The following is a 24,561-nucleotide window of genomic DNA, read 5'->3' on the forward strand; positions in this document are numbered from 1 at the left end:
CTGGCCTGTGGCCGCCGCATGTTAAGACCCGCTGACAAAACCCCCGCTCCGGTGTTGCGCCGCCTTGCCGTACTATTTGTACTATCTGCGGCGGTGCGTCTTGGCCCGGATTCTCTACGAGGTTTTGCCAGCCGTTCCAAACCCTGTTGCTGCGCCGGCGTTTGCAAAGTGGCGCAGGGCTTGGAGGTGAAATGATATAATTTTGGCTTAATGAATCAGTTGGCGCGCAAATGAACGTATTTTACGAAGAAAGCGGCTCCTTCAAGGTTGGCACGATCGTTTCCCGTTCCGATGCCAGCTTGCAGGTAGATACTCAACATGGCAAGCGAGCCAAGATCAAATCCAGCAATGTTTTCCTCGAGTTTAGCTCGACTGTGGCAGATTTTCTGCCCGCAGTAGAAAAAATGGCGAATGAAATTGATCTGGATTTCCTGTGGGAGTGCAGCCCGGAAGACGAGTTCGAGCACGATGTGCTGGCCGCCGATTACTGGGGCCATGCGCCTTCGGCATTGGAAAGCGCAGCCATCATCCTGCGGGTGTTCGGCGCGCCCATGTATTTTTACAAGAAGGGAAAGGGCCGTTACAAGAAGGCCCCGGAAGAAGCCCTGAAAGCCGCTCTGGCCGGCATCGAGCGCAAGAAGCGCGAGCAGGAGCAGATCGACGGCTGGGTAGCCGAACTGAAGGCCGGCACGCTGCCGGAAGCTATCCGCAGCCAGTTGATGTCGCTGCTGTGGAAGCCGGACAAGAGCACGCTGGAGTTCAAGGCCTTTGATCAGGCCGCGCGCGAACTGAACCAGCCGCCGCTGAAACTGGCGCAAAGTGTGGGCGGCATCAGCTCGGTGCCCGACTACCTGATGGCCGGTTTCCTGATGGAATACTTCCCCAAGGGTGCCGGTTTCGGCAAATACGCCGCCCCGCAGCTGCCGCAGGATTTGCCGCTGGCCGAGGCGGTGGCCTTCTCCATTGATGATGCCAATACCACCGAGATCGACGATGCGCTGTCGGTTGTGGACCTGCCGGATGGCAACAAGCGGGTCGGCATCCATATCGCCGCGCCCACGCTGGGCGTGCCGGTGGATTCGGACATCGAAAAGCTGGTGTGGAGCCGCTTGTCCACCGTGTATTTCCCCGGCGACAAGATCACCATGCTGCCGGATGACGTGGTACAGGCTTTCACCCTGCAAGAAGGCCAGGACTGCCCGGCGCTCAGCCTGTATGTGGACGTGACGCCCGAGTTCGAACCGGTGGCCTATGAAAGCCGCATCGAGAAGGTGCGCATCGGGGCCAACCTGCGCCATGCCCAGCTGGAACAGCAGTTCAACGAAGACACCCTGCTGAATGATCCGGGCATCAACTACCCCTTCAAGCAGGAACTGACCTGGCTGTGGCATTTTGCCAATGCGCTGGAAAAGCGCCGTGGCAAATACGACCCCACCCGTCCGGTGCAGATGGACTACAACTTCGATGTGGTCGATGGCAAGGTGCAGATCACCCTGCGCAAGCGCGGTGCACCCATGGACAAGCTGGTGTCGGAACTGATGATTCTGGCCAATAGCGAATGGGGCCGCATGCTGGCCGAGGCCGACATCCCGGCGATGTACCGCGCCCAGAGCATGGGCAAGGTGCGCATGACAACCCGTCCCGAGCCGCATATCGGCCTGGGCGTGGCGCAATATGCTTGGGCCACCTCGCCGCTGCGCCGTGCTACCGACTTCGTCAACCAGCGCCAGCTCACCGCGATGATCCGTGGCGAAAAGCCGCAGTTCGAACAGGGCAATGCCATGCTGTTTGCCCTGCTGCGCGATTTTGACACCACCTATTCGGCTTATCTGGGCTTCCAGGACAAGCTGGAGCATTTCTGGTGCCTGCGCTGGTTTACCCAGGAAGGGGTCAGCAATATCACCGCTACCTTCATCAAGGAAGATCTGGTGCGCATTGATGGCTTGCCGATGCGCGTACGCATTCCGGGCCTGCCGGAGCTGGCGCGTGGCGACCGTATCCAGCTTAGCGTGATCCGTATCGACGAACTGATGGCCGAGATCGAGTTCCGCTTCACCGGCGTGGTGGGCCATGTCGACGCGGCCAGCGAGGAAGAGGAAGGTTAAGCCCACAAGGCGCTTCCACTCAGGTGTCAAACAGAAAAGGCTGCCAGGAGGCAGCCTTTTTTCGTATTGCTACGCTAGCTCAGAACATATCATCGATGCCGGTACAGGCTTCTTTCAGTTCGCTCATGGCGGCGTTGATGGCGTCGCGCTCGATGCCCAGCTTGTCCACCACCGTCCACGGCAGGGTGGCTTGCATGTCGGCCTCGCTCATGTCGTGATTGAAGCCGGCTACAAGGTACGCCGCCAGGCCGATCACGATGGCAAACTGGGTGACATCGCCCAAGAGATCGTGCTGATCGCGGATGGCTTGCTGGATGTCGTCGGGGAAATTCCAGCGCCGTGCCAGCTCGGCACCCACTTCGGTCAGGTCCACGCCCAGCAACATGCGTTCGGTGGCGACCCGGTCGGCACCGCCAGCGACGATCTTGTCGATCTGCACGGCTTGTTCCGGCATGGCCACATGAAGTACCAGCTCGCCGATATTGGATAGCAGGCCGCAGGTATAACCCAGCTGGGCATCCAGCTTGGCCAGCCGGGCCAGCCGCTTGGCGGTGTTGGCCATGGCAAAGCTGCGCTGCCAGAAGCCTTTCATGTCAAAACCGGCAATGCCGGCGGTGGCACCGGTGATACCAGAAGCAATCACCAGAATGCGCAGATTATCAAAGCCCAGCAGTACCACGGCATCATCCAGCGAACCGACGCGGCGGCTGCCGCCAAAGCGCGCGGTATTGGCCAGCCGCAGCACACGCGCGGTCAGCACCTGGTCATGGCCTACCTTGTCGCTGATTTCATCGATATTGATATCGGTCTTGTGAAAGCTTTCGATCAGCTCCTGTACCACCTTGGGCACCATCGGCAGCCGTCCCGAGGCTTTTTCAAAAATGTCCGCCACTTGCATGTCTTATCCCCTTGGTCATTACCTTGCTTATTGAGCTTAGGCGAAGCGGCGCGGAAAAAAAGATTTAAAAGCCGGCGGGCAGCTGTATTCAGGCTACGGGATGACCATGTGCTGCTTCCAGCAGGGCAAACCAGTGCTGGCGGTCCAACTGTAGCTGGCAGGCCGCGGCGGCGTCATCCAGTGAGCTCAGGCGGCGCGAACCTGAAATGGGAATGGGCCGCGCCGGGTGGCGCAACAGCCAGGCCAGCGCCACGGTGGCCGGCGTGACGGCCAATTCGCCGGCAATCTGCACCAGCACGGCATGTACGGCAGGGTGGGCCTCTGCCTGCAATAGCCGGCCGCCAGCCAGCGGCGACCACACCATGGGGCGGACGCCGGCCTGCAGGCACTGGTCGAAGCTGCCATCGAACAGCGGGGCGGTGTGCAGCAGCGAGGCTTCCAGCTGATTGGTCAGCAGCGGGGTGCGCGCTGCCAGCAGGGCAAACTGGCTGGGGCTGAAGTTGGACACGCCAAAGTGGCGCACCTTGCCACTGACCTTGAGGCTGGCAAAGGTGTCGGCCACCTCGTCCGGGTCCAGCAGCGGGTCCGGGCGGTGAATCAGCAGCAGGTCCAGATAGTCCGTGCCCAGGTTTTGCAAGGAAGCATCCACCGAGGCCAGGATGTGGCCGCGGCTGCTGTCGTAATGCTTCACCTGCCAGCCGCGTGCCGGGTCTGCCGGCTTGATGCCGCACTTGCTCACCAGCTGGATGTGCTCGCGCTGGCCGGGATTGGCTTTCAGCCATTGGCCGAACAGCGCCTCGCAGCGAAAGCCGCCATAGAGATCGGCATGGTCAAAGGTGGTGATGCCGAGCTGGATGGCGTGTTCGATCCAGTGTGCCAGTTCAGCAGGGGATAAATTCCAGTCGTGCAGCCGCCACAGGCCGGCGGCCACTGGAGAAAAAACTGGCCCTCTCGGGGCCAGTTGTGTTGCGTGCAAAGGACTCATCAGGCAATCCGTTGTTCTGTAGTCGGGTCGAACAGCACGGCCTTGGAGACGTCGAACACCAGTTCCATGCTGTGGCCCGGCAGTTTGGCTTCTGTCGGGTGGGTACGGCAGCATACCTTTGTGTTGTTGAGCGAGACAAACACCAGGGTGTCCGGGCCGGTGGGTTCGATCACATCGATATGGCAGGCCATCACCGGCAGCCCTTCGCGGTAGGCGGTGCGGGCATCGGTGATTTGTTCCGGGCGGATGCCGAAGATGACTTCGCGGCCCAGCCACGGCTTTATCTTGTCCTGGGCATGCGGCAAGGGCAGGATGACGCAACCCTGGTCGTCGCAGATTTTCACCCCCAGCACGCCGGCGGATTCCACCACCTGCGCCGGAATGAAGTTCATCGACGGCGAGCCGATGAAGCTGGCGACAAACAGGTTGGCCGGATTGTCGTAAATGTCCTGCGGGCTGCCAAACTGCTGCACGATGCCATCCTTCATCACCGCGATGCGGTCGCCCAGCGTCATGGCCTCGATCTGGTCGTGGGTGACATAGACGATGGTGGATTTCAGCCGCTGGTGCATCAGCTTGATTTCGGTGCGCATTTCCACCCGCAGCTTGGCATCCAGATTGGACAGCGGCTCGTCAAACAGGAAGATGGACGGATTGCGCGCCAGTGCCCGGCCCATGGCCACGCGCTGACGCTGTCCGCCGGACAGCTGCGAGGGCTTGCGGTCCAAGAGGTGGGTCATTTGCAGCATCTGTGCCACGCGCTCGACGGTGGCGTCGATTTCACCCTGCGGCATCTTGCGGATTTCCAGGCCGAAGCTGATGTTCTTGCGCACGCTCATCGAGGGGTAGAGCGCATAGCTCTGGAACACCATGGCGATGTCGCGGTCCTTGGGCGACAGGTCGTTCACCCGCTTGCCACCGATTTCGATATCGCCGCTGGAAATATCATCCAGCCCGGCAATCATGTTCAGCAGCGTGGATTTGCCGCAGCCGGAGGGGCCCACCAGTATCAGGAACTGGCCGTCTTCGATGGCGATGTCGATGCCCTTGAGCACGTCGGTGCCGTTGGCGTAAGTCTTGCAAACATTATTGATGGAGAGAGCGGCCATCGTTCAACCTTTCACAGCACCGGCTGTCAGGCCACGCACGAAATAGCGGCCGGCAACCATGTAAACGAACAGGGTGGGCAACGCGGCGATGATGGCGGCAGCCATGTCCACGTTGTATTCCTTCACCCCGGTAGAGGTATTCACCAGATTGTTCAGCGCCACGGTGATGGGCTGCGATTCGCCAGAGGCAAACACCACGCCGAACAGGAAGTCGTTCCAGATCTGGGTGAACTGCCAGATCACGCACACCATGAAGATGGGGCCGGAAATGGGCAGCAGGATGCGCAGGAAAATCGTCCAGAAACCGGCACCGTCAATGCGCGCAGCTTTTACCAGCTCGTCCGGGATGGTGACGAAGAAGTTGCGGAAGAACAGCGTGGTAAAGGCCAGGCCGTAAATCACGTGCACCAGGATCAGCCCGCTGGTGGTATTGGCAATGCCCAGCTCGCCCAACAGGCGCGCCATCGGCAGCAGCACCACCTGGAAGGGAATGAAGCAGCCCACCAAGAGCAGGGTGAACAGCACGTCCGAACCACGGAAGCGCCACATCGACACTACATAGCCGTTGACCGCGCCAATCAGCGTGGAAATCAGCACCGATGGCACGGCCATCTTCACCGAATTCCAGAAAAAGCCCTTCATGCCGCCACATTCCACGCCGGTGCAGGCGCTGGACCAGGCCTTGCTCCAGGCATCCAGGGTGATGGATTGCGGCAGGGCAATCAGGTTGCCGCCACGGATGTCGTCCAGGGTTTTCACCGAGGTGGACAGCATCACGTACAAGGGCAGCAGGTAATAAATGGCCATCAGCAGCAGTGCGGCATACAGCACGATGCGGCCGGGAGTCAGGTGTTTAGCCACGTTTGGCGCTCCTTGTTTCCATATACATCAGCGGCACCAGTACGGCGACGATGGTCATCAGCATCATCATGGCCGAGGCTGCCCCCAGGCCCAGCTGGCCACGGGTAAAGGCAAACTGGTACATGAAGATGGCCGGTACGTCGGATGCGGTGCCGGGGCCGCCGCCGGTCAGTGCCATCACCAGGTCGAAGCTCTTGATGGCGATGTGCGACAGGATCAGCAGCACGCTGAAAAACACCGGGCGCAGGCTGGGGATGATGATGCGCCAGTAGATGACCGGCAGGCTGGCCCCATCCACCTGGGCGGCCTTGATGATGGAATCGTCGATGCCGCGCAGGCCGGCCAGGAACAGCGCCATCACAAAGCCGGACGACTGCCACACCCCGGCAATCACTACGGTGTAGATGGCCTTGTCCGGGTCCACCAGCCAGTCGAAGGTGAAGTCGGGAAAGCCCCAGTCGTTGATGACCTTTTGCAGGCCCATGTCGGGGTTGAGCATCCATTTCCAGGCGGTGCCGGTGACGATGAAGGACAAGGCCATCGGGTACAGGTAAATGGTGCGCAGCGTGCCTTCGGCACGGATTTTCTGATCCAGCAGCACGGCCAGGAACAGGCCGACTGCCAGTGTGCAGCCGATGAACAGGCCGCCGAAAATGCCCAGATTGGCCACAGCGGTCCACCAGCGGTCATTCTCGAACAGTGCCTGGTACTGCACCAGGCCGGCAAAATCCATCTGCGGCAATAGTCGCGATTCGGTCAGCGACAGCCAGCCGGTCCAGGCAATGAAGCCGTAGACGAACACCAGGCTGATCAGCAAGGTGGGCGACAGCACCAGCTTGGGCAGCCAGCGGTCTGCCAGTGCCGACAGACTGGCTTGTGATTGGGGTGTGGACATGAATCAATCCTCGCCATGCCGCTGAGGCGATGCCGCGCGGGGCGCGCAGCGTCGATCTGTCCTGGCGGGGAGGCAGGACGGATGGTCAGACGGTATGGCTTGCTTAGCTAGGAGTTAGACAGACAGCCGCTGGCCGCTTGCTGCGTCAGGGCTGTCCACGGCAAAAAAGCGCCCGGGTCGGCTGACCCGGGGCAAGGTTGCTGCTCGCTTAGTGCACTTTCCCGGCCTTGGCCAGGCGCTCGGTGGCGGTTTTCGGGCTCATCGATGAGTTCATGAACTGCGAAATCACGTCGTCCATTGCGCCTTCGGTGGCCGACGGCATGGCCATCTTGTGGGCGAAGCTGGGCACCAAGCCACCGCTCTTGGAGGCGGCAGTCAGGTCAGCCTTGGATTTCTTGGCGCAGTCGTCGAACTTGTCCATCGGCGTGTCCAGACGGGCCGGGATCGAGCCTTTGTTCAGGTTGAACACTTCCTGGAAGTTCTTGCTCATCACGGTTTCGGCCAGGTCTGCCTGCGCCTTCTGCGCGGAGGCGTCCTTCTGCTTGAACATGGCCAGGCTGTCGATGTTGAAGGTGAAGCTGCCGGCAGTACCCGGTGCGGCTACACAGAGGAAGTCCTTGCCCGGCTTCTTGCCGGCGGCGGTGAATTCACCCTTGGCCCAGTCGCCCATGAACTGCATGCCGGCCTTGCCGTTGATGACCATGGCGGTAGCCAGGTTCCAGTCACGGCCCGCTGCGCCCTTGTCGATATAGCCCTTCACTTTTTGCAGGGTTTCAAACACCTTGACCGTGGTCGGGCCGGCCAGCGTGGCCTGATCCAGCTGCACGAAAGCCTTCTTGTAATAGCCCGGGCCACCTACACCCAGTGCCACCGATTCGAACAGGGTGGCGTCCTGCCACGGCTGGCCGCCATGGGCCAGGGGCTGGATGCCGGCTTTTTTCAGTTTTTCGGCGGCATCAAAGAATTCCGGCCAGGTGGTCGGCACCTTGGCACCGGCCTTCTTGAAGGCATCCGGATTCACCCACAGCCAGTTCACGCGGTGCACGTTGACCGGGGCGGCCACGTACTGGCCCTTGTATTTCATCACCTGGCTGACCACCGGCGGCAGTTGCTTGTCCCAGCCTTCGGCCTTGGCTACGGCATCGATATTGGCCAGCACGCCTTCGGCACCCCATTCCTGGATGGCCGGGCCCTTGATCTGGGCGGCGGTCGGCGGGTTGCCCGATACCACGCGGGTTTTCAGCGCGGTCATGGCATTGTCGCCACCACCACCAGCCACGGCGAAGTCTTTCCAGTTATCGCCCTTGGCGTTCATCATTTTTTTCAGTTCGGCCACGGACTTGGCTTCGCCGCCCGAGGTCCACCAGTGCAGCACTTCCACTTCGCCGGCAAATACCGTGGCCGGCAGCAGGGTGGCGGCCAGCAGTGCTGCGCTCAGCTGTTTGCGTTTCATTCTCTTGTCTCCATCTTGTAGCGTTGCATTTCGGTTTTTTATGGTGCATCCGGCGGCGCTCGGCCAGGACCGGGGCCGGATGTGCAAGAACTATAGCGGCAGATTGTAAGTTTTGTGTAAGGTTTGAAGCGAAATGCTGTAAGAAAATGACAAATCCTGAATGCGTTGCAGCATGACATTGGAGATAATTCAATAAACATAAGGCACTGCGCTGGTGCTGCTGTGCAACAAAATGGTGCGCCGTAGTGTGTCAACTACACTACGGGCCGGTTTGCTCGGGGGGATTTTCCCGCTGGAACAGCAGGCTGGCACACAGTCCGTGCGGGCTGTTGTCGCGCAGTTCCACCCGGGTGTGATGGCGGCGGGCGATCTCCTGCACGATGGCCAGCCCGAGGCCACAGCCCTTGCCGCCAGCCAGGCTGTTGACCCGGTAAAAGCGCTGGAACACCTTGTCGCGCTCCGCCGGGGCGATGCCCGGTCCGGTATCGCACACCTGCAACTGCACTTGCCGGCCCAGCCGGCGCAGTGTCACGGTGATTTCGCCGCCGGCCGGGGTGTACTGGATGGCATTGTCCAGCAGATTGGCCAACAGTTCGCGCAGCAGGCCGGCATGGCCCAGCACCAGCAGGCTGTCGTCGTCACTGTCCAGCCCCAGGTCCAGCTTGCGTGCCAGCGCACGCGGCACGGCCTCGGCGGTGACTTCGCGGCACAGCTGCTTCAGGTCGAGCCGTTTTAGCTGCAGGCCGGCTTCCGGCTCGGCCCGTGCCAGCGCCAGTAGCTGGTTGACCAGGTGAATGGAGCGCGCCACGCTGGTTTCCACCTGCTCCAGCTGGCGGCAGGCACGCGGGATGTCCGGCGTATTGCCCAGCAGTTCGGCCTTGACCAGTTCACTCTGTGATTTCAGCCCGGCCAGCGGCGTGCGCAGCTGATGGGCGGCATCGCCGATAAAGCGCCGTTGCTGCTCCACCTGGCGATTGACCTCTTCCAGCAGGCTGTTGATGGCGGCGGTGAGGGCGCGTACTTCGGCCGGGGCATTGTTGACCTCGATGGGGGCCATATCGCGTGGCGAGCGGTTCTCCACCACCCGGCGCAGGCGGCGCAGCGGCGACAGGCCACGGCTGATGCCGGCCCAGACCAAGAGGCTGGTCAGCAACATCAGTCCCAGCAGGGGCAGGCCCATGTCCAGCAGGATCTTGCGGGTCAGCTCGGCGCTCAGTGTGCGGCTCTTGGCCACCTGCACCAGCATCAGCTGCGGCTGCTCTACCGTGCCGGCCAGGAGGTAAAGTGCGGCCACGCGTACATCCTGGCCCTTCATGCTGGCGTTATAGAAATAGCTGGCGCCAGCGCGGGCGGCCAGCGTGGCTGGTGGGCGCGGCATGGCCGGTTCGCCCAGCAAAAAGGCGGCTGGTGGCGAGCTGACCATGTAATAGACGCGGTCGGTGGGGTCTTCTTCGAGGATTTCGCGCGCGGCGCGCGGGAAGTCGACATAGAAACCATTGCCGAAGGGCTTGACTTGGCGGGCCAGCGCCCGCGAGGTCTGCGCCAGCGTCTGGTCGATGACCTCGTTGGCATAGCGCACCGCCATGGCATGCGCCAGCATGGCGGCGGCCAGCCACAGCACCAGCTGCGGCAACAGCAGCCAGATCAGCAACTGGCGGCGCAGGGAAAGTTGGCGCGGGCGCGGCATGGCGGCTAGCTGTCTTCGGCCTGCGTCAGCAGATAGCCCAGCCCGCGCACCGCACGAATGCCGGCACCGCTGCCATCCAGTTTCTTGCGCAGGCGGTGCACATAGACTTCCACCGCATTGCTGCCGATTTCTTCCCCCTCGCCGGACAGGGCGGCGGAGATTTGCTCCTTGCTCAGCACTTTTTCCGCCTGACTCATCAGGATGAACAGCAGCTCCAGCTCGCGTGCCGACAGATCCAGCGGCTGCGCGCCGGCCCAGGCGCGCTGGGCGCTGCGGTCCAGTCGCAGCGGGCCGAACTGCAGTTCTTCCCGTTGCAGTTCGTCACGCACGCTATCGCTGGCGCGCTGGCGGCGCAGCAGGGCGCGGATGCGGGCTTCCAGTTCGGGGAAGTCAAAGGGCTTGACCAGATAGTCGTCGGCACCGGCATCCAGCCCGGCGACCCGGTCTTCCATGCTGTCCAGTGCGGTCAGCAGCAAAATGGGCAGTGCCGGCTGATGCACGCGCACATGGCGCAGCACCTTGAGCCCGTCTTGGCCGGGCAGGCCGATATCCAGAATGACGGCATCGAATGCTTCGCTCAGCAGCATCTGCTGGGCGGCCAGGCCATCGCTGCGATGGCAGACCTCGAAGCCCAGCTGGCTCAGGCGGGTAAGCAGGGCATCGGCCAGTACGGCATCGTCTTCGGCCAGAAACAGTTTCATAGGAGCGGCAGGCGGCAGGTGAAGGCCTGATGGTAGTGCAGATCAGCCGGGCTGTGCCATTAGCGTGCGGTGTGCGGTGCAACAAAAAAGCCCGCACGGGGCGGGCTTGCAGGCTGCTGACAAAGTAATCTGGTTCGATTGCACTGGACCCGGCAAAGCCGGGCCTTTCGACTCACTTATTGATTCGGCAGCCTTCCCATCTATTCCCCATCCCCCCGCCCTTGCCCTGCAAGGGAGCCTCGCTTTCTTTTCAGAAAGCGAGAGGAGTTGGTCAACAATCAGTAAAGCCCGCACGAGGCGGGCTTATATATTGCGTGGGCGGGTTTACTGCGCCAGTGCGCTGGCTTGTTTGGCCAGCTCGGTGATGCGTGCCCAGTCGCGGTTGGCGATGGCGTCTTCCGGGGTCAACCAGCTGCCGCCAACGGCCAGTACGTTTTGCAGGGCCAGGTATTCCTTGGCCTTGACCAGATCAATCCCGCCAGTCGGGCAGAAGCGCAGGTCGGGCAGCGGGCCGGCCAGCGACTTGAGCAGCTTGATGCCGCCCACGGCTTCGGCCGGGAACAGCTTGAGGATGTCAAAGCCTTCGTCCTGTGCGCGCATGGCTTCCGAGGCGGTGGCCACACCCGGCAGCAGGGTCAGGTTGGCATTGCGCGCAGCCGAGGCCAGCTCCGGAGTCAGGCCGGGGCTGACGCCAAACTGGGCACCGGCGTCCAGCGCCGCTTCCAGCTGGGCGCGGTTGCGCAGCGTGCCGGCACCGACGATGGCGCCGGGTACTTCATCGCGCATACGGCGCATGGCGGCCAGTGCCGCCTTGGTGCGCAGGGTGACTTCCAGCACGCGAATGCCGCCATCCACCAGCGCGCGCGCCAGGTCTACCGCAACAGCGGCGTCATTTACCACGATGACCGGCACAACCGGTCCCTGACGCAACAGGGTCAAAGCGTCCATATCAGTTTCTCCACAGCGGGTGATGGAAGCTCATGGCACCAGCTTCCGCAGCATCGGCGGATTCGCGGAATACCGCGAACAGTTCACGCCCTACGCCAAATTGATTGTGTTGCAGATCGGCACTGATCTGCTCGCGCGCCGCCCATTCTTCGGCCGGCACTTTCACTTCCAGCGTGCCGGCATTGGCATCCAGTTTCACGATGTCGCCATCGCGAACCTTGCCGATACTACCGCCCATTACCGCCTCCGGCGAGACGTGGATGGCAGCCGGCACTTTGCCCGAAGCACCGGACATGCGGCCGTCGGTGACCAGGGCCACGGCAAAGCCGCGTTCCTGCAGGATGGACAGCGCCGGGGTCAGCTTGTGCAGCTCAGGCATGCCGTTGGCGCGCGGGCCCTGGAAGCGGATGACGGCGATGAAGTCGCGTTCCAGTTCGCCGCGCTTGAAGGCGGCCAACAGTTCGTTCTGGTCGTGGAACACCACGGCCGGGGCCTCTACCACGCGGTGTTCTGGCTTGACGGCAGACACCTTGATTACGGCGCGGCCCAGGTTGCCTGCCACCACGCGCAGGCCGCCATCGGCGCTGAACGGGTTGGCTGCAGTACGCAATACGCTGTCGTCGCCGCTCACGGCCGGGGCCGGACGCCATTTCAGTTCGCCATTGTCCAGCCAGGGTTCGTTGGCATAAGCCGACAGGCCACGGCCGACGATGGTGTCCACGTCCTCGTGCAGCAGGCCGGCGCCCAGCAGTTCGCGGATGACAAAGCCCATGCCGCCTGCGGCGTGGAAGTGGTTTACGTCGGCCTTGCCATTGGGGTAGACGCGGGTCAGCGACGGGATGATGGCCGACAGCTCGTCGAAATCATCCCAGTTGATATCGATGCCGGCGGCGCGGGCAATGGCCACCAGGTGCAGGGTGTGGTTGGTGGAGCCGCCAGTGGCCAGCAGGCCGATGATGGCGTTGACGATGGATTTTTCATCGATCATGCGGCCCACCGGGGTGAAGTTCTCCCCCTGGGCGGCAATGTGCGCGGCCTGACGGGCGGCGGCGCGGGTCAGTGCCTCGCGCAGCGGTGTACCCGGATTGACGAAGGCGGTACCCGGCAGGTGCAGGCCCATGATTTCCATCATCATCTGGTTGGAGTTGGCGGTGCCATAGAAGGTACAGGTGCCGGGGCCGTGGTAGGACTGGCACTCCGATTCCAGCAGCGCATCCCTTCCCACCTTGCCTTCGGCGAACAACTGGCGCACCTTCGCCTTTTCATCATTAGCGATGCCGGTGGTCATCGGGCCGGCCGGAACAAACACCGCCGGCAGATGGCCGAAAGTCAGCGCGCCAATCAGCAGGCCGGGGACGATCTTGTCGCACACGCCTAGATACAGGCTGGCATCGAACATCTGGTGCGACAGCGCCACGGCGGTGCTCATGGCGATGACATCGCGCGAGAACAGCGACAGCTCCATGCCGGGCTGGCCCTGGGTCACGCCGTCGCACATGGCAGGCACGCCACCGGCAAACTGGGCGGTGGCACCGGCCTTGAGTGCTTCTTCCTTGATCCAGGCCGGGTAGGCTTCCAGCGGCTGGTGGGCCGACAGCATGTCGTTATAGGCGGAAACGATGGCCAGATTGGGGCGATGCGCTTCTTTAAGGTGGATCTTGATATTGTCCGGCATGGCCGCAAAGGCGTGGGCCTGATTGGTGCAGGACAGCTGGGCGCGTTCTACCTTGCCCTGCTGGGCGGCGGCAGCCAGATGATTCAGATAGGCCGCGCGACGCTCGCGGCTGCGATCTATGATGCGCTGGGTAACAGTGTGCAGTACCGGGTGCAGGGCCATGGCAATTCCCGTGATGAATGTGGGTAAATGGTAGTTTTACTACACTTAAATTGCAAGAAAACAGCCTGACCCAATTGCCGGCTTATCCGGCTGAATGAGTGTGAGAGGCTTTCTGGTAAAGGTTTCTGCCAAAATTTCCATGAAATGGCAGGTGTTGCTTTCTGCGTATTACCCCGGCAAATCACATGGACATGCCAAAATCGGGTGGTAATATAACTACATTGCAAATGCACGAGACGGAAGATCACTATGGATAACCGTAGCACGCCTACCCCCGCTTTCGATATGGTGCTGTTCGGTGGCACCGGCGACCTGGTCATGCGCAAGCTGTTGCCCTCCCTCTATCAGGCGCACGCCGCCAGCCTGCTCAACGAGCAAGGCCGCCTGCTGGCACTGGGCCGCAAGGCGATGAGCCGCGACGACTACCTGGCACTGGTGGAAAAGAGCGCGCGCCAGCACGTCAAGGAACACTTCGATGCGGCGGCCTGGGCCTCTTTTTGCAGCCGTATCGATTATCTGCAGGTGGATGCCGGCAACGCCGCCCACTATCCGGCACTGGCCGAAGCAGTGGGACAGCACCCGGAGCGGGTGGTGGTCTGTTATCTGGCCACCGCACCCAATCTGTTCGCTGGCATTTGCGAGAATCTGGCCGCCGTTGGCCTGAACCGCCCCAATGTGCGCGTGGTACTGGAAAAGCCGCTGGGCATCGACCTGGATTCGTCCAATGCCATCAATGACGATGTGGCGCACTTCTTCAAGGAAGAGCAGCTCTATCGTATCGACCACTACCTGGGCAAGGAGTCGGTGCAGAACCTGATGGCCATCCGTTTTGCCAACGCGCTGTTTGAACCGCTGTGGCGGCGCGAGTGGATCCACGACGTACAGATCACCATTGCCGAAGACCTGGGCGTGGGCACCCGTGGCGACTTCTACGATGGCACCGGCGCGCTGCGCGACATGGTGCAGAATCATCTGCTGCAACTGCTGTGCATCGTCGCCATGGAACCGCCGGCCAGCATGGAAGCCGATGCCGTGCGCGATGAAAAGCTCAAGGTGCTCAAGGCACTGCGCCCGTTCAGCGAGCAGGATGTGGCCAACAAGACGGTGCGTGGCCAGTACAAGGCCGGCGCCGTGGCCGGGCAACCGGTGGTGGGCTATCTGCAGGAACAGGGCATCCCGGCGGACAGCCATACCGAAACCTTTGTTGCCATCAAGGCGGAAATCGACAACTGGCGCTGGGCTGGCGTGCCCTTCTTCCTGCGTACCGGCAAGCGCATGCAGGACCGCCTGGCCGAGATCGTCATCAATTTCCGCGATGTGCCGCACCAGCTGTTCTCCGGCCCGCTCAGCGGCAGCCACACCGCCAACCGGCTGGTGATCCAGCTGCAGCCGGAAGAAAGCATCCGTCTGTATTTCCTGGCCAAGGAACCGGGCGACACCATGCGTCTGCAGCCGGCCTTTCTTGATCTGGACTTCTACAAGGCCTTCAAGGTACGCCGTGCCGATGCCTACGAACGTCTGCTGCTGGATGTGATCCGCGGCAAGCTGGCGCTGTTCATGCGCCGTGACGAGCTGGTGGAAGCCTGGCGCTGGGTGATGCCCATCATGGAATGCTGGCAGAACAGCAGCAACACTCCGCCCAAGCAATACACCGCCGGCACCTGGGGCCCGGCCGCTTCCAGCGCGCTGCTGAGCCGCGACGGCATCAGCTGGCACGAAGAGAGCTGATCGAGCTACCCCATCCGGGCCTCCCGCCACGGCGGCCCGGGCAGGACAATTCATAACAAGCCGGCCAGCAAGAGCGGCATTCACCCGGCGCCATGCTAGGCCAGGGGCCGGGTGCAACGTGAGGATGGCATTGATGAAATGGTATGAATTCTCCGAGGCGGCGGACTGCTCCGTCGCGCTGGCCGCCACGGTGGCCCGACGTCTGGCCCAGGCGCTGGAACGCGATGGCCGCGCCGTGCTGGCGGTGTCCGGCGGCAAGTCGCCGGTACCGTTTTTCCATGCGCTGCGCAGTCAGCCGCTGGACTGGTCCCGCGTGGTGATCACCCTGGTGGACGAGCGCTTCGTGCCGGCCGATCACCCGGACAGCAATGCCGCGCTGGTGCGCGAACATCTGCTGCAGGATGCTGCGGCTGTCGCCCGCTTTCTGCCGCTGGTGGGAGAGGCTGGCGATGCTGCAGCCGAACTGGCTGCGGCGAATGCGGCGTATCTGCGCCCGACCGTAGCGGTGCTGGGCATGGGCGAGGATGGCCACACTGCCTCGCTGTTCCCCGGGGCTGCGGCCCTGGCCGACGGGCTGGACATGGCACGCAGCCTGCCCTTGCTGACCGTGCAGCCGCTGACCGCGCCGCATCTGCGCGTAAGCATGAGCAAGGCTGCCTTGCTGGCTTGCGACAGCCTGATCCTGGCCATCCAGGGCGCGGGCAAACGCAAGGTGTTCGATCAGGCCGTACAGGGTATCAACGACAGCCTGCCCATCAGCCATTTCCTGCTGCAGACGGAGTGCCCCATCGATGTCTACTGGACTGCCTAATACCTGGCCACGACTGGTGGCCGACATCGGCGGCACCAATGCCCGCTTTGCGCTGGAAACCGCTCCGGCGGTGCTGGAGGATGTCGAAGTCCTGCCCTGTGCCAGCTTTCCCACGCTGGAAGCCGCCATGCGCAGCTATCTGGCGCGCGTCGATACCCGTGCGGTAGCGCATGCCGCCATCGGCATTGCCAACCCGGTCACTGGCGACTGGGTGCAGATGACCAATCACCACTGGGCCTTTTCCATTGAAGCCACCCGGCTGGCGCTGGGGCTGACTTCGCTCATTGTCATCAACGATTTCACCGCGCTGGCGCTGGCGCTACCGCATCTGCCCCGCAATGAGCTGGTGCAGGTGGGCGGCGGCGAGGCGGTAGCCGGCAGCCCGTTGGCGCTGATCGGCCCCGGCACCGGCCTGGGGGTGTCTGCCTTGCTGCCTTATCCCGGCGGCTATAGCCCGCTGGCCGGCGAGGGCGGGCATGTCAGTTTTGCCCCGTTTGACGAGCGCGAAGCCGCCATCTGGCACTATGCGCGTGAACGGCATGGGCATGTGTCAGCCGAGCGCCTGCTGTCTGGTCCGGGGCTGGTGCTGATCTATCACGCGCTGGCGGCACTGGCCGGCGAGCCCGAGCAAGATTTGTCCGCTGCCGACATCACCAGCCGTGGCCTGTCCGGCACCTGTCCGCGCTGCCGCGAAACGCTGGATGCCTTCTGCGCCATGCTGGGTACGGCCGCAGCCAATCTGGCACTGACGCTAGGCGCACGTGGCGGGGTATACCTTGGCGGTGGTATCGTTCCACGTTTGATCGACTACTTCAAAACGTCGCCATTCCGCCCGCGCTTCGAAGACAAGGGCCGTTTCTCCGCTTATCTGGCGGCGATTCCGGTATTTGTCATCGATAGCCGCTACCCTGCGCTCATCGGTGCGTCGGCAGCGCTGGCGGCGCACCTGGAGCACTGACCCATGCTGGAAAGAATCAAGTCTCAGCTTGAAGCCCTGTCCTCGGCCGAACGCAAGGTGGCCGAGCTGGTGCTGGAACAGCCCTATACCATGATGCAGGCTGCGGTGGCAGATATTGCCCGCAATGCCGGCGTCAGCCAGCCCACGGTCATCCGTTTCTGCCGTTCCATGGGCTGCTCGGGTCTGCCCGACTTCAAGCTGAAACTGGCCGGCAGCCTGGTGACCGGCGTGCCCTATGTGCATTCCAGCGTCCGCCCGGAAGACCCGACCTCGGAAATCGTCGCCAAGGTATTCGACAACACCGTCACCGCCCTGCTGAAAAGCCGCAACGACGTTAATCCGCAGGCCATCGAAGCGGCTATCGAGGCCATCTCGCGCGCACGGCGCGTGGAGTTTTACGGTCTGGGCAACTCCGGCATCACCGCTGCCGACGCCCAGCACAAATTCTTCCGCTTCGGCATTTCTACCGTGGCCTATGCCGACACCCACATCCAGATGATGGCAGCCTCGGTGCTGAATGCCGACGACGTGCTGGTGGCCATCTCCAGCTCCGGCCGCTCGCGTGAGCTGCTGGACGCAGTGGAAGAGGCCACCGCCTCTGGTGCCACCGTAGTGGCCATCACCGCCAGTGGCTCGCCCTTGGCACGGGCGGCCACCATCGCCCTGATGGCTGACACCCAGGAAGATAATGAAACCTACAGCCCGATGATCTCCCGCATCATCCACCTGGTATTGATCGACGTGCTGGCCGTGGGCGTGGCCTTGCGCCGCGGTCCGGGCGTGATCGGGCAGCTGGAAAAAACCAAGCACAGTCTCAAAGCGAAAAGACTGGCAGAACGGACAGAAGAGGATTGATATCATGAGCGAACTGACCCAACTTCCCGCCTGGCAAAGACTGTGGGACCACTTTGCCGACGCCAAGCAACTGCATATGCGTGAGCTGTTCGAAAGCGACCCGGAGCGGGCCGAACGCTACGGCCTGGAAGTGGGTGGCTTGTTCCTGGATTACTCCAAAAACCGTATTACCGACGAAACCTTGCAGGGGCTGATGCAGCTGGCCCGCGAAGCCGGCTTGCCAGAGCGCATCAAGTCCATGTTCAAGGGCGAGAAGATCAACACCACGGAAAACCGTGCCGTATTGCATGTGGCGCTGCGCAATCGCACCAATGCCCCCATCTTTGTCGATGGCGAAGACGTGATGCCCAAGGTGAACTCGGTACTGGAGCGCATGGGCAAGTTTGCCCACGCCGTGCGTTCCGGCGAATGGCTGGGCTATACCAACCAGCCCATCACCGACATCGTCAACATCGGCATCGGCGGCTCGGACCTGGGCCCGCTGATGGTATGCAGTGCGCTGCGGCCGTTTGGCCATCCGCGCATGAACATGCACTTCGTTTCCAATGTGGACGGTGCCCAGCTCAAGGAAACCCTGAAAAAGGTGCATTCGGAAACCACGCTGTTTGTGGTGGAATCGAAAACCTTCACCACTCAGGAAACCCTCACCAACGCCCTGACCGCGCGCGACTGGTTCTTGCAGCGTGCCCGTGACGAAAAAGCGGTGGCCAAGCACTTTGTCGCGGTATCCACCAACCAGAAAGCCGTGGCGGACTTCGGCATCGACCCGTCAAACATGTTTGAATTCTGGGACTGGGTGGGCGGCCGCTACAGTCTGTGGTCGGCCATTGGCCTGCCCATCATGCTGTATCTGGGTGAGGAAAACTTCACCGAGCTGCTCAACGGCGCCCACATCATGGACCAGCATTTCCGCAATGCGCCGTTCGAACAGAACATGCCGGTGCTGCTGGCCATGATAGGCATCTGGTACATCAACTACTTTGGCGGCGGCAGCCATGTCATCGCCCCCTACGAGCAGTATTTGCACCGCCTGCCGGCCTTTATCCAGCAGCTGGACATGGAGTCCAACGGCAAGCAGACCCGCACCGATGGCAGCCCGGTGAATTTCGAAACCGCGCCCATCATCTGGGGGGAAACCGGCATCAACGGCCAGCACGCCTTCTTCCAGCTCTTGCATCAGGGCACGCATATTTCGCCGATCGACCTGATCGCCTCGCTGGAAAGCCGTGGCAGCCTGCCGGGGCACCATGAAATCCTGCTGGCCAATGTGTTCGCCCAGGCCGAGGCCTTCATGCGCGGCAAGACCGCCGAGGAAGCCCGTGCCGAGCTGGTGACCCAGGGCATGAAGGGCGATGCGCTGGAAGCACTGGTGCCGCACAAGGTGTTTGCCGGCAACCGCCCCACCAATACCCTGCTGATGAGCTTCCTGGATCCGCGCAATCTCGGTTCGCTGATTGCGGCGTACGAGCACAAGATTTTCGTGCAGGGTGTGATCTGGGGTATCAACAGCTTTGACCAGTGGGGGGTGGAGCTGGGCAAGCAGCTGGCAAAAACCATTCACGGCGAGCTGACCGGCAAGCTGAAGGCGGCCGAGCACGACAGCTCCACCCGCCGGCTGATCCAGCTGTACCGCCAGGCCAACAAGAGCAAGTAAGCACGATTTACATCAAACCCCTCGCTCGCTTTCTGGAAGGAAAGCGAGGCTCCCTTGCAGGGCAAGGGCGGGGGGATTGGGAATAGACGGGAAGGCTGCGGACGCAATAACTTAGTCGAAAGGCCCGGCTTCGCCGGGCCCCGTGCCATCGCACCAAATCACTTTGTCAGCAGCCTGGCGCCTCCATCCGGAGGCGTTTTGCATGTGACTGACAGCGAGTATCAGAAGTTGTACTTGGCGCTGTAGATCACAGCGTTCTGGTATTCGCCGGAGCCCAGCTTCTGGTCGGCGTAGCGGTACTGCACACCGGTGGTGAAGTGCTTGCTGACATTCCACCACAGGGCGATGGCACCGTTTTCACCGGTGTTGTGCTTGTAGTTGGGGGTAAATTCCTGCTTGCGGGCAAATTCGGTTTCATGCCATTGGGTCACCAGGAAGGATTGGCCAAAAGCATTGAACGGGTAGAGCAGCACATAGCCAGCCATCCAGCCATTGAAGCCGGAACCCACGCTGAATGCGTCCAGCTCGTCATGGGCGCCAATGAAGGGCTTGAGGGTCAGGTTGCCATATTTCAGTTCGGTGCTGACACCCAGTACGCGGTTCTGGGTGAAGAAGCCGTTGCCACGGGTATCGTAGATGTGGGCATACAGCTGCACCGGCACATTGCCGACTTGGGTCAGATTGAAGCGGCCGATGGCCTTGGTGGTGTAGCGACGGTCGTAACCGTTGGTGCCGTAGTCGCTCTTGCCTGGGTTTTCCAGATCGAAGAAGCCATAGACATCACCCCAGCTACCGCCGATGCCACCCTCGGCCTCCAGGTAGCCAAAGTCTTTCTTGCCACTTTGGTCAGTGGTGCGGCCAGACCAGTCGAGATAGTTGGCGCTGACATTGGCAAAAGACCAGTTGTCGGCCTGGGCCAGGCTTGCACTTCCCAGCAAGGACAGGGCCAGCAGCAGTTTACGAGCTTTCATTTTTTCCGCCTAAGTGAACTTTTTTTATATGGATTTCCCCGCATGCAGGCATACGGGGCGCGCAGGGTAGCGCATAAAGCTCCATATTGAAAAGTTTCAGCTCAAGCGACGTAACATTTCGGCAACATTATGAAAACAGTATGTCGCCGTGTCGGACAATATTCAGCAGTAACAACTCAGCCAACGCCGCATGGCGTATAGGATTCGGCTGGCCAGCCATAGCGAAACAGGCTGATTTTACCGCTGGCAGAGAATTCGATGCCCTCCTGTTCCAGCAGTACGCGCTGCCAGTCGGCCTGTTCTGTGCCCGGGCGCGAGATACTGCCTGCGCTGCTGACAACCCGGTACCAAGGCAGGGCATGGCCTTCGGGCAACTGTCCCAGCAGCTTGCCGACATGGCGGGCATGACGTGGGAAACCGGCCAGTTGTGCCAGTACGCCATAGCTGCTCACTCGTCCAGGCGGAATCTGCCCGACCAACTGCAGCACGGCGTGCTCGAAGGCAGGAGACATTAGCGGAAGCGGGCGTCTGCCACGAAGGGGTTATGGCGTTTTTCATCGCCAATGGTGGTGAGCGGACCGTGGCCGGGGATGACCACGGTGTCGTCCGGCAGCAAAAACAGCTTTTGCTGGATGGCATCGATCAGCTGCTGATGATTGCCCATGGGGAAGTCGGTTCGGCCGATGGAGCCCTGGAATAGCACATCTCCTGCCACCAGCAGGCTGGCGGCGGCGCTGTAGAACACCACATGGCCGGGGGTATGACCGGGGCAGTGGATCACCTGCAGCGTTTCCTGGCCGATGCTGACGCTGTCGCCCTCGTTCAGCCAGCGTTCCGGAGTGAGAGCCGGGCTGGAAGGAAAGCCGAACATGCGGCCCTGATTGGGCAGTTGGTCCAGCCAGAAGCTTTCGCTTTGCTCCGGGCCTTCAATCTTTACGCCCAATTGCGCCGCCAGTTCGCCGGCACCACCGGCATGGTCGATATGGCCATGGGTCAGCAGCAGCTTGCTGACGGTAAGCCCCTGCTGTTCGATCCAGGAGCGGATGCGGCTGATATCGCCACCGGCATCAACAATGGCGGCCTCGCGCGTCACGCTGCACCACAGTACGCTGCAGTTCTGGGCAAAGGGGGTAACCGGAATCAGGTGGTACTGCAGGGACATGGCGGTGCTCGGTGGAATGGGGATGGCAAATTGTGGCATGGTGCGCGCCAGCGGCCAAGCTTGTCGGGGGCTGGGGCGGTGAAACTGGTAAAATCGCGCCATTCCCGCTTTACCGGAGGCCAAGATGAGCCTGATCCCCGAAATCAAACCGCAGCAGTCGCTGGAATTGCTGAAAGAACTGCACATCCTTACCCGCGACGGCAAGATCAACCAGGACACCCGCCGCAAGCTCAAACAGGTTTACCACCTGTACCAGTTCATCGAGCCGCTGCTGCAGGATGTACTGGACAGCAAGGGCAGTGTGACGCTGGCCGACCACGGTGCCGGCAAGTCTTATCTGGGCTTTATCCTGTACGACCTGTTTCTCAAGGACAAGGCGGTCGGCGAGGTGTTCGGCATCGAGACCCGGCCCGAGCTGGTGCAGAGCTCCCAGGAACTGGCGGCCCGGCTGGGCTTCGAGCGCATGGGTTTTCTCAATCTGACGGTGGAGCAGTCCATCACCTCGGATGCGCTGCCGGCTCAGGTGGACATCATTACTGCGCTGCATGCCTGCAATACCGCCACCGACGACGCCATCCGCTTTGCGCTGGCCAAGGACGCCAAATACATCGTACTGGTGCCCTGCTGTCAGGCCGAAGTGGCTGCGGTGCTGCGCCAGAAGAAGAACGAGACTTTCGGCAAGACGCCGCTGTCCGAGCTGTGGCGTCACCCCATCCACACCCGCGAGTTTGGCAGCCAGCTGACCAATGTGCTGCGTTGCCTGCAGCTGGAGGCGCGTGGCTACCAGCTGACGGTGACCGAGCTGGTGGGCTGGGAGCATTCGATGAAGAACGAGCTGATCATTGCCAAGAAAACCGGCAAGGGCAAACAGAGTGCCCGCGAGCGGCAGGAAGCCATTCTGCGCGAGCTGAATCTGGAAGACCTGCGCGAACGCTTTGTTTATTGAGTAGTGTCAGGCTGGGCGGCACGCGCCGCCAGCCAGTCGCTCAGGTCACCCTTGGCCGCCAGCTGGCGTTTGGCGGCGGCAGACAGGCGCTTGACGGCATGTTCGGCCTTCAGCGCTTGTGATTTGTCGGCAAAGGGATGGATCAGCACGATGCGCTGCGGCGGGTTGAGCCGGGTGTAGCGTGCCCCCTTGCCGGCGCAGTGGGCGGCATAGCGCCGCATTACATCGGTGCTGATGCCGGTGTAGAGCGCGCCGTCACGGCATTCCAGCATGTACAGATACCAGCTGGAGGCCGCTGCCGGCGCGGTGCTGTCGGTCTCAGTGCTGCTCATCTTCCAGGCGCGGCAGCGGGCAGATGCTGACGCGCTCGGTGCGGTTGCCCTTCTGCTCGGTCACGCTGATTTCCCAGCCACCTTCGCGGATGCTGTCACCCAGGCGCGGAATACGCTCCAGGCGATGCATCAGCAGGCCGGCCACGGTGTGGAAATCCTCGTCTTCGTAATCGCCCAGTTCGATGTATTGCTCCAGCGTCATCAGCTCCAGGCTGCCTTCTACATCGAGGCTGCCATCTTCGTGCTGTACTAGGGCGGGCTGCTCGTGGCGCTCGTGTTCTTCCGGGAAGTCACCGGCTATCGCTTCCATCAGGTCTTTCTGGGTGACGATGCCTTCCAGGCTGCCGAATTCATTCACCACGAAGGCCATGTCGGCTGCTTGCTGGCGGAAGGCTTCCATGGCTTTGAGCACGGTCATGCCTTCGGGCAATACCAGTGGCTGGCGCAGGGCGGCCATCACGTCCAGCGTCTGGCCATCCAGCAGCTGGGCCAGCAGGTCTTTGCGGGCGACGATGCCCAGCGGCTCGTCGATGCGGCCGGCACCGACCACCAGCAAGCGCGAGTAGGGGCTGTCACGCAGCACCTTGCGTTGCTGTTCGGCATCCTGGCTGATGTCCAGGCGGTGGATGTCCGAGCGCGGGGTGGCAATCACCCGTATCGGCCGCTCGGCCAGGGTCAGCACGCTGTGGATCATGGCGCGCTCATTGTGGGCAAACGCGCCTTCCCCTTCTTCGCGCGGGCCTTCTTCCTTTTCCTGCTCGTGATGATTGCCATGTTGCAAGGGGGCATTGCCCAACAGGCGCAGTACGGTGTCGGCGGTGCGGGAGCGGAAGGTATTGCGACTGTTCAGATAGCGCTGGTGGTTGACGTTGGCCACCTGGTTGAATACTTCAATCAGTACCGAGAAGCCGATGGCGGCGTACAGATAGCCCTTGGGAATATGGAAACCGAAGCCGTCGGCAATCAGGCTGAAGCCGATCATCAGCAAGAAGCCCAGGCACAGCATCACCACGGTGGGGTGGGCGTTGACGAAACGGGTCAGCGGCTTGCTGGCCATGATCATCATGCTCATGGCGATGACCACCGCCAGCATCATGATGCCCAGGTGTTCAGACATGCCGATGGCGGTCACCACCGAGTCGATGGAGAACACCGCGTCCAGCACCAGAATTTGCACCACCACGGTGGCGAAGGCGGCATAGGCTTTCTGGCCGTTACCGTCGCTGTGTTCCACCCCTTCCAGCCGCTCGTGCAGCTCCATGGTGGCCTTGAACAGCAGGAACAGGCCGCCGCCCAGCATGATCAGGTCGCGACCGGAAAAGCTTTGTCCCAGAACCGAAAACAGCGGTGCGGTCAGCTTCACCAGCCAGCTGATGCCGGCCAGCATGAACAGCCGCATGACCAGCGCCAGTGACAGGCCCAGCACGCGGGCACGGTCACGCTGGTGGGGGGGGAGTTTTTCGGCCAGGATGGCCACGAAAATCAGGTTGTCGACGCCGAGCACGACCTCCAGCACGATCAGGGTCAAGAGGCCTAGCAGGGCATAGGGGTCAGACAGCCATGAAAAATCCATGATGTAAAAACGCGATCCTTGAAAAGAAACAGTCCACACAATAACAAACCCCGGCTTTCTTGTCCGCGCCGGGGGCAAAGCAAAGCCCCGGC

The 24,561-nt window shown here is 61.8% G+C and carries 22 protein-coding genes; 7 read left to right on the forward strand and 15 right to left on the reverse strand.

Annotated features, from left to right (window positions below; genetic code table 11):
* The first annotated feature begins 230 nt into the window (after positions 1–230).
* Positions 231–2,105, forward strand: coding sequence for a ribonuclease catalytic domain-containing protein (locus tag H2Z84_RS15210; RefSeq protein ID WP_181836738.1), 1,875 nt, complete (start codon positions 231–233; stop codon positions 2,103–2,105).
* A gap of 79 nt (positions 2,106–2,184) precedes the next feature.
* Here the strand turns inward: H2Z84_RS15210 and H2Z84_RS15215 are convergent, their stop codons facing one another.
* From H2Z84_RS15215 to edd, 10 genes are all read right to left on the reverse strand, one after another.
* On the reverse strand, positions 2,185–3,003 hold the full coding sequence (locus H2Z84_RS15215; protein ID WP_103523691.1) for an HDOD domain-containing protein: 819 nt from the start codon (positions 3,001–3,003) through the stop codon (positions 2,185–2,187).
* Positions 3,004–3,091: 88 nt separating this feature from the next.
* Positions 3,092–3,988, reverse strand: coding sequence for an aldo/keto reductase (locus tag H2Z84_RS15220; RefSeq protein WP_181836739.1), 897 nt, complete (start codon positions 3,986–3,988; stop codon positions 3,092–3,094).
* On the reverse strand, positions 3,988–5,097 hold the full coding sequence (locus H2Z84_RS15225) for an ABC transporter ATP-binding protein (protein ID WP_181836740.1): 1,110 nt from the start codon (positions 5,095–5,097) through the stop codon (positions 3,988–3,990). The genes H2Z84_RS15220 and H2Z84_RS15225 overlap by 1 nt, the downstream gene beginning before the upstream one ends.
* 3 nt (positions 5,098–5,100) lie before the next feature.
* Entirely contained in the window at positions 5,101–5,958 is an 858-nt protein-coding gene (locus H2Z84_RS15230) for a carbohydrate ABC transporter permease (protein WP_309545482.1), read from the reverse strand.
* Positions 5,951–6,853 carry a carbohydrate ABC transporter permease gene (locus tag H2Z84_RS15235; protein ID WP_103523695.1) on the reverse strand — a complete coding sequence of 301 codons (903 nt, stop codon included), beginning with the start codon at positions 6,851–6,853 and terminating at the stop codon, positions 5,951–5,953. The genes H2Z84_RS15230 and H2Z84_RS15235 overlap by 8 nt, the downstream gene beginning before the upstream one ends.
* A gap of 208 nt (positions 6,854–7,061) precedes the next feature.
* Positions 7,062–8,306 carry an ABC transporter substrate-binding protein gene (locus tag H2Z84_RS15240; protein WP_181836741.1) on the reverse strand — a complete coding sequence of 415 codons (1,245 nt, stop codon included), beginning with the start codon at positions 8,304–8,306 and terminating at the stop codon, positions 7,062–7,064.
* A gap of 259 nt (positions 8,307–8,565) precedes the next feature.
* The gene (locus H2Z84_RS15245; protein ID WP_181836742.1) at positions 8,566–9,993 is read right to left on the reverse strand and encodes a sensor histidine kinase; all 1,428 of its coding nucleotides are present in this window, start codon (positions 9,991–9,993) and stop codon (positions 8,566–8,568) included.
* Positions 9,994–9,998: 5 nt separating this feature from the next.
* Positions 9,999–10,694, reverse strand: coding sequence for a response regulator transcription factor (locus tag H2Z84_RS15250; RefSeq protein ID WP_181836743.1), 696 nt, complete (start codon positions 10,692–10,694; stop codon positions 9,999–10,001).
* 324 nt (positions 10,695–11,018) lie between these two features.
* A complete protein-coding gene (locus tag H2Z84_RS15255; RefSeq protein WP_137009066.1) occupies positions 11,019–11,642 on the reverse strand; it encodes a bifunctional 4-hydroxy-2-oxoglutarate aldolase/2-dehydro-3-deoxy-phosphogluconate aldolase in 624 nt (207 codons plus the stop codon).
* 1 nt (position 11,643) lies between these two features.
* Complete coding sequence (gene edd, locus H2Z84_RS15260; protein WP_181836744.1) at positions 11,644–13,479, reverse strand: phosphogluconate dehydratase; 1,836 nt, start codon at positions 13,477–13,479, stop codon at positions 11,644–11,646.
* 249 nt (positions 13,480–13,728) lie between these two features.
* Between edd and zwf the strand changes: the two genes are divergently transcribed.
* The 5 genes from zwf to pgi all read left to right on the forward strand — a co-directional run bounded on the left by zwf (position 13,729) and on the right by pgi (position 19,485).
* Positions 13,729–15,207 carry a glucose-6-phosphate dehydrogenase gene (gene zwf, locus H2Z84_RS15265; protein ID WP_103523701.1) on the forward strand — a complete coding sequence of 493 codons (1,479 nt, stop codon included), beginning with the start codon at positions 13,729–13,731 and terminating at the stop codon, positions 15,205–15,207.
* Between the two features lie 133 nt (positions 15,208–15,340).
* A complete protein-coding gene (pgl, locus tag H2Z84_RS15270) occupies positions 15,341–16,018 on the forward strand; it encodes a 6-phosphogluconolactonase (protein WP_103523706.1) in 678 nt (225 codons plus the stop codon).
* Complete coding sequence (locus H2Z84_RS15275; protein ID WP_103523702.1) at positions 15,999–16,976, forward strand: glucokinase; 978 nt, start codon at positions 15,999–16,001, stop codon at positions 16,974–16,976. Before pgl ends, H2Z84_RS15275 begins: the two co-directional genes overlap by 20 nt.
* A gap of 3 nt (positions 16,977–16,979) precedes the next feature.
* The gene (gene hexR / locus H2Z84_RS15280) at positions 16,980–17,831 is read left to right on the forward strand and encodes a transcriptional regulator HexR (RefSeq protein ID WP_103523703.1); all 852 of its coding nucleotides are present in this window, start codon (positions 16,980–16,982) and stop codon (positions 17,829–17,831) included.
* Positions 17,832–17,835: 4 nt separating this feature from the next.
* Positions 17,836–19,485 carry a glucose-6-phosphate isomerase gene (pgi, locus tag H2Z84_RS15285; protein ID WP_181836745.1) on the forward strand — a complete coding sequence of 550 codons (1,650 nt, stop codon included), beginning with the start codon at positions 17,836–17,838 and terminating at the stop codon, positions 19,483–19,485.
* Between the two features lie 221 nt (positions 19,486–19,706).
* Here pgi and H2Z84_RS15290 read toward each other — a convergent pair whose 3' ends face one another.
* From H2Z84_RS15290 to H2Z84_RS15300, 3 genes are all read right to left on the reverse strand, one after another.
* Positions 19,707–20,456 carry an outer membrane protein OmpK gene (locus H2Z84_RS15290; protein WP_181836746.1) on the reverse strand — a complete coding sequence of 250 codons (750 nt, stop codon included), beginning with the start codon at positions 20,454–20,456 and terminating at the stop codon, positions 19,707–19,709.
* A 176-nt stretch (positions 20,457–20,632) separates the two neighbouring features.
* Positions 20,633–20,968: an MGMT family protein gene (locus tag H2Z84_RS15295; RefSeq protein WP_181836747.1), complete on the reverse strand. Its 336-nt coding sequence runs from the start codon at positions 20,966–20,968 to the stop codon at positions 20,633–20,635.
* Positions 20,968–21,618 carry an MBL fold metallo-hydrolase gene (locus H2Z84_RS15300; RefSeq protein ID WP_309545494.1) on the reverse strand — a complete coding sequence of 217 codons (651 nt, stop codon included), beginning with the start codon at positions 21,616–21,618 and terminating at the stop codon, positions 20,968–20,970. The genes H2Z84_RS15295 and H2Z84_RS15300 overlap by 1 nt, the downstream gene beginning before the upstream one ends.
* A 124-nt stretch (positions 21,619–21,742) precedes the next feature.
* Here H2Z84_RS15300 and H2Z84_RS15305 point away from each other — a divergent pair, with 124 nt between their 5' ends.
* Entirely contained in the window at positions 21,743–22,564 is an 822-nt protein-coding gene (locus H2Z84_RS15305) for a class I SAM-dependent methyltransferase (RefSeq protein ID WP_181836748.1), read from the forward strand.
* On the opposite strand, the gene H2Z84_RS15310 is transcribed toward H2Z84_RS15305, so the two are convergent.
* The gene (locus tag H2Z84_RS15310; RefSeq protein ID WP_258869429.1) at positions 22,558–22,896 is read right to left on the reverse strand and encodes a GIY-YIG nuclease family protein; all 339 of its coding nucleotides are present in this window, start codon (positions 22,894–22,896) and stop codon (positions 22,558–22,560) included. The genes H2Z84_RS15305 and H2Z84_RS15310 overlap by 7 nt on opposite strands.
* Positions 22,883–24,469, reverse strand: coding sequence for a TerC family protein (locus H2Z84_RS15315; protein WP_181836749.1), 1,587 nt, complete (start codon positions 24,467–24,469; stop codon positions 22,883–22,885). The genes H2Z84_RS15310 and H2Z84_RS15315 overlap by 14 nt, the downstream gene beginning before the upstream one ends.
* Positions 24,470–24,561: the final 92 nt, after the last annotated feature.

Source organism: Aquitalea aquatica, from assembly GCF_013911085.1.
Classification (GTDB): domain Bacteria; phylum Pseudomonadota; class Gammaproteobacteria; order Burkholderiales; family Chromobacteriaceae; genus Aquitalea; species Aquitalea aquatica.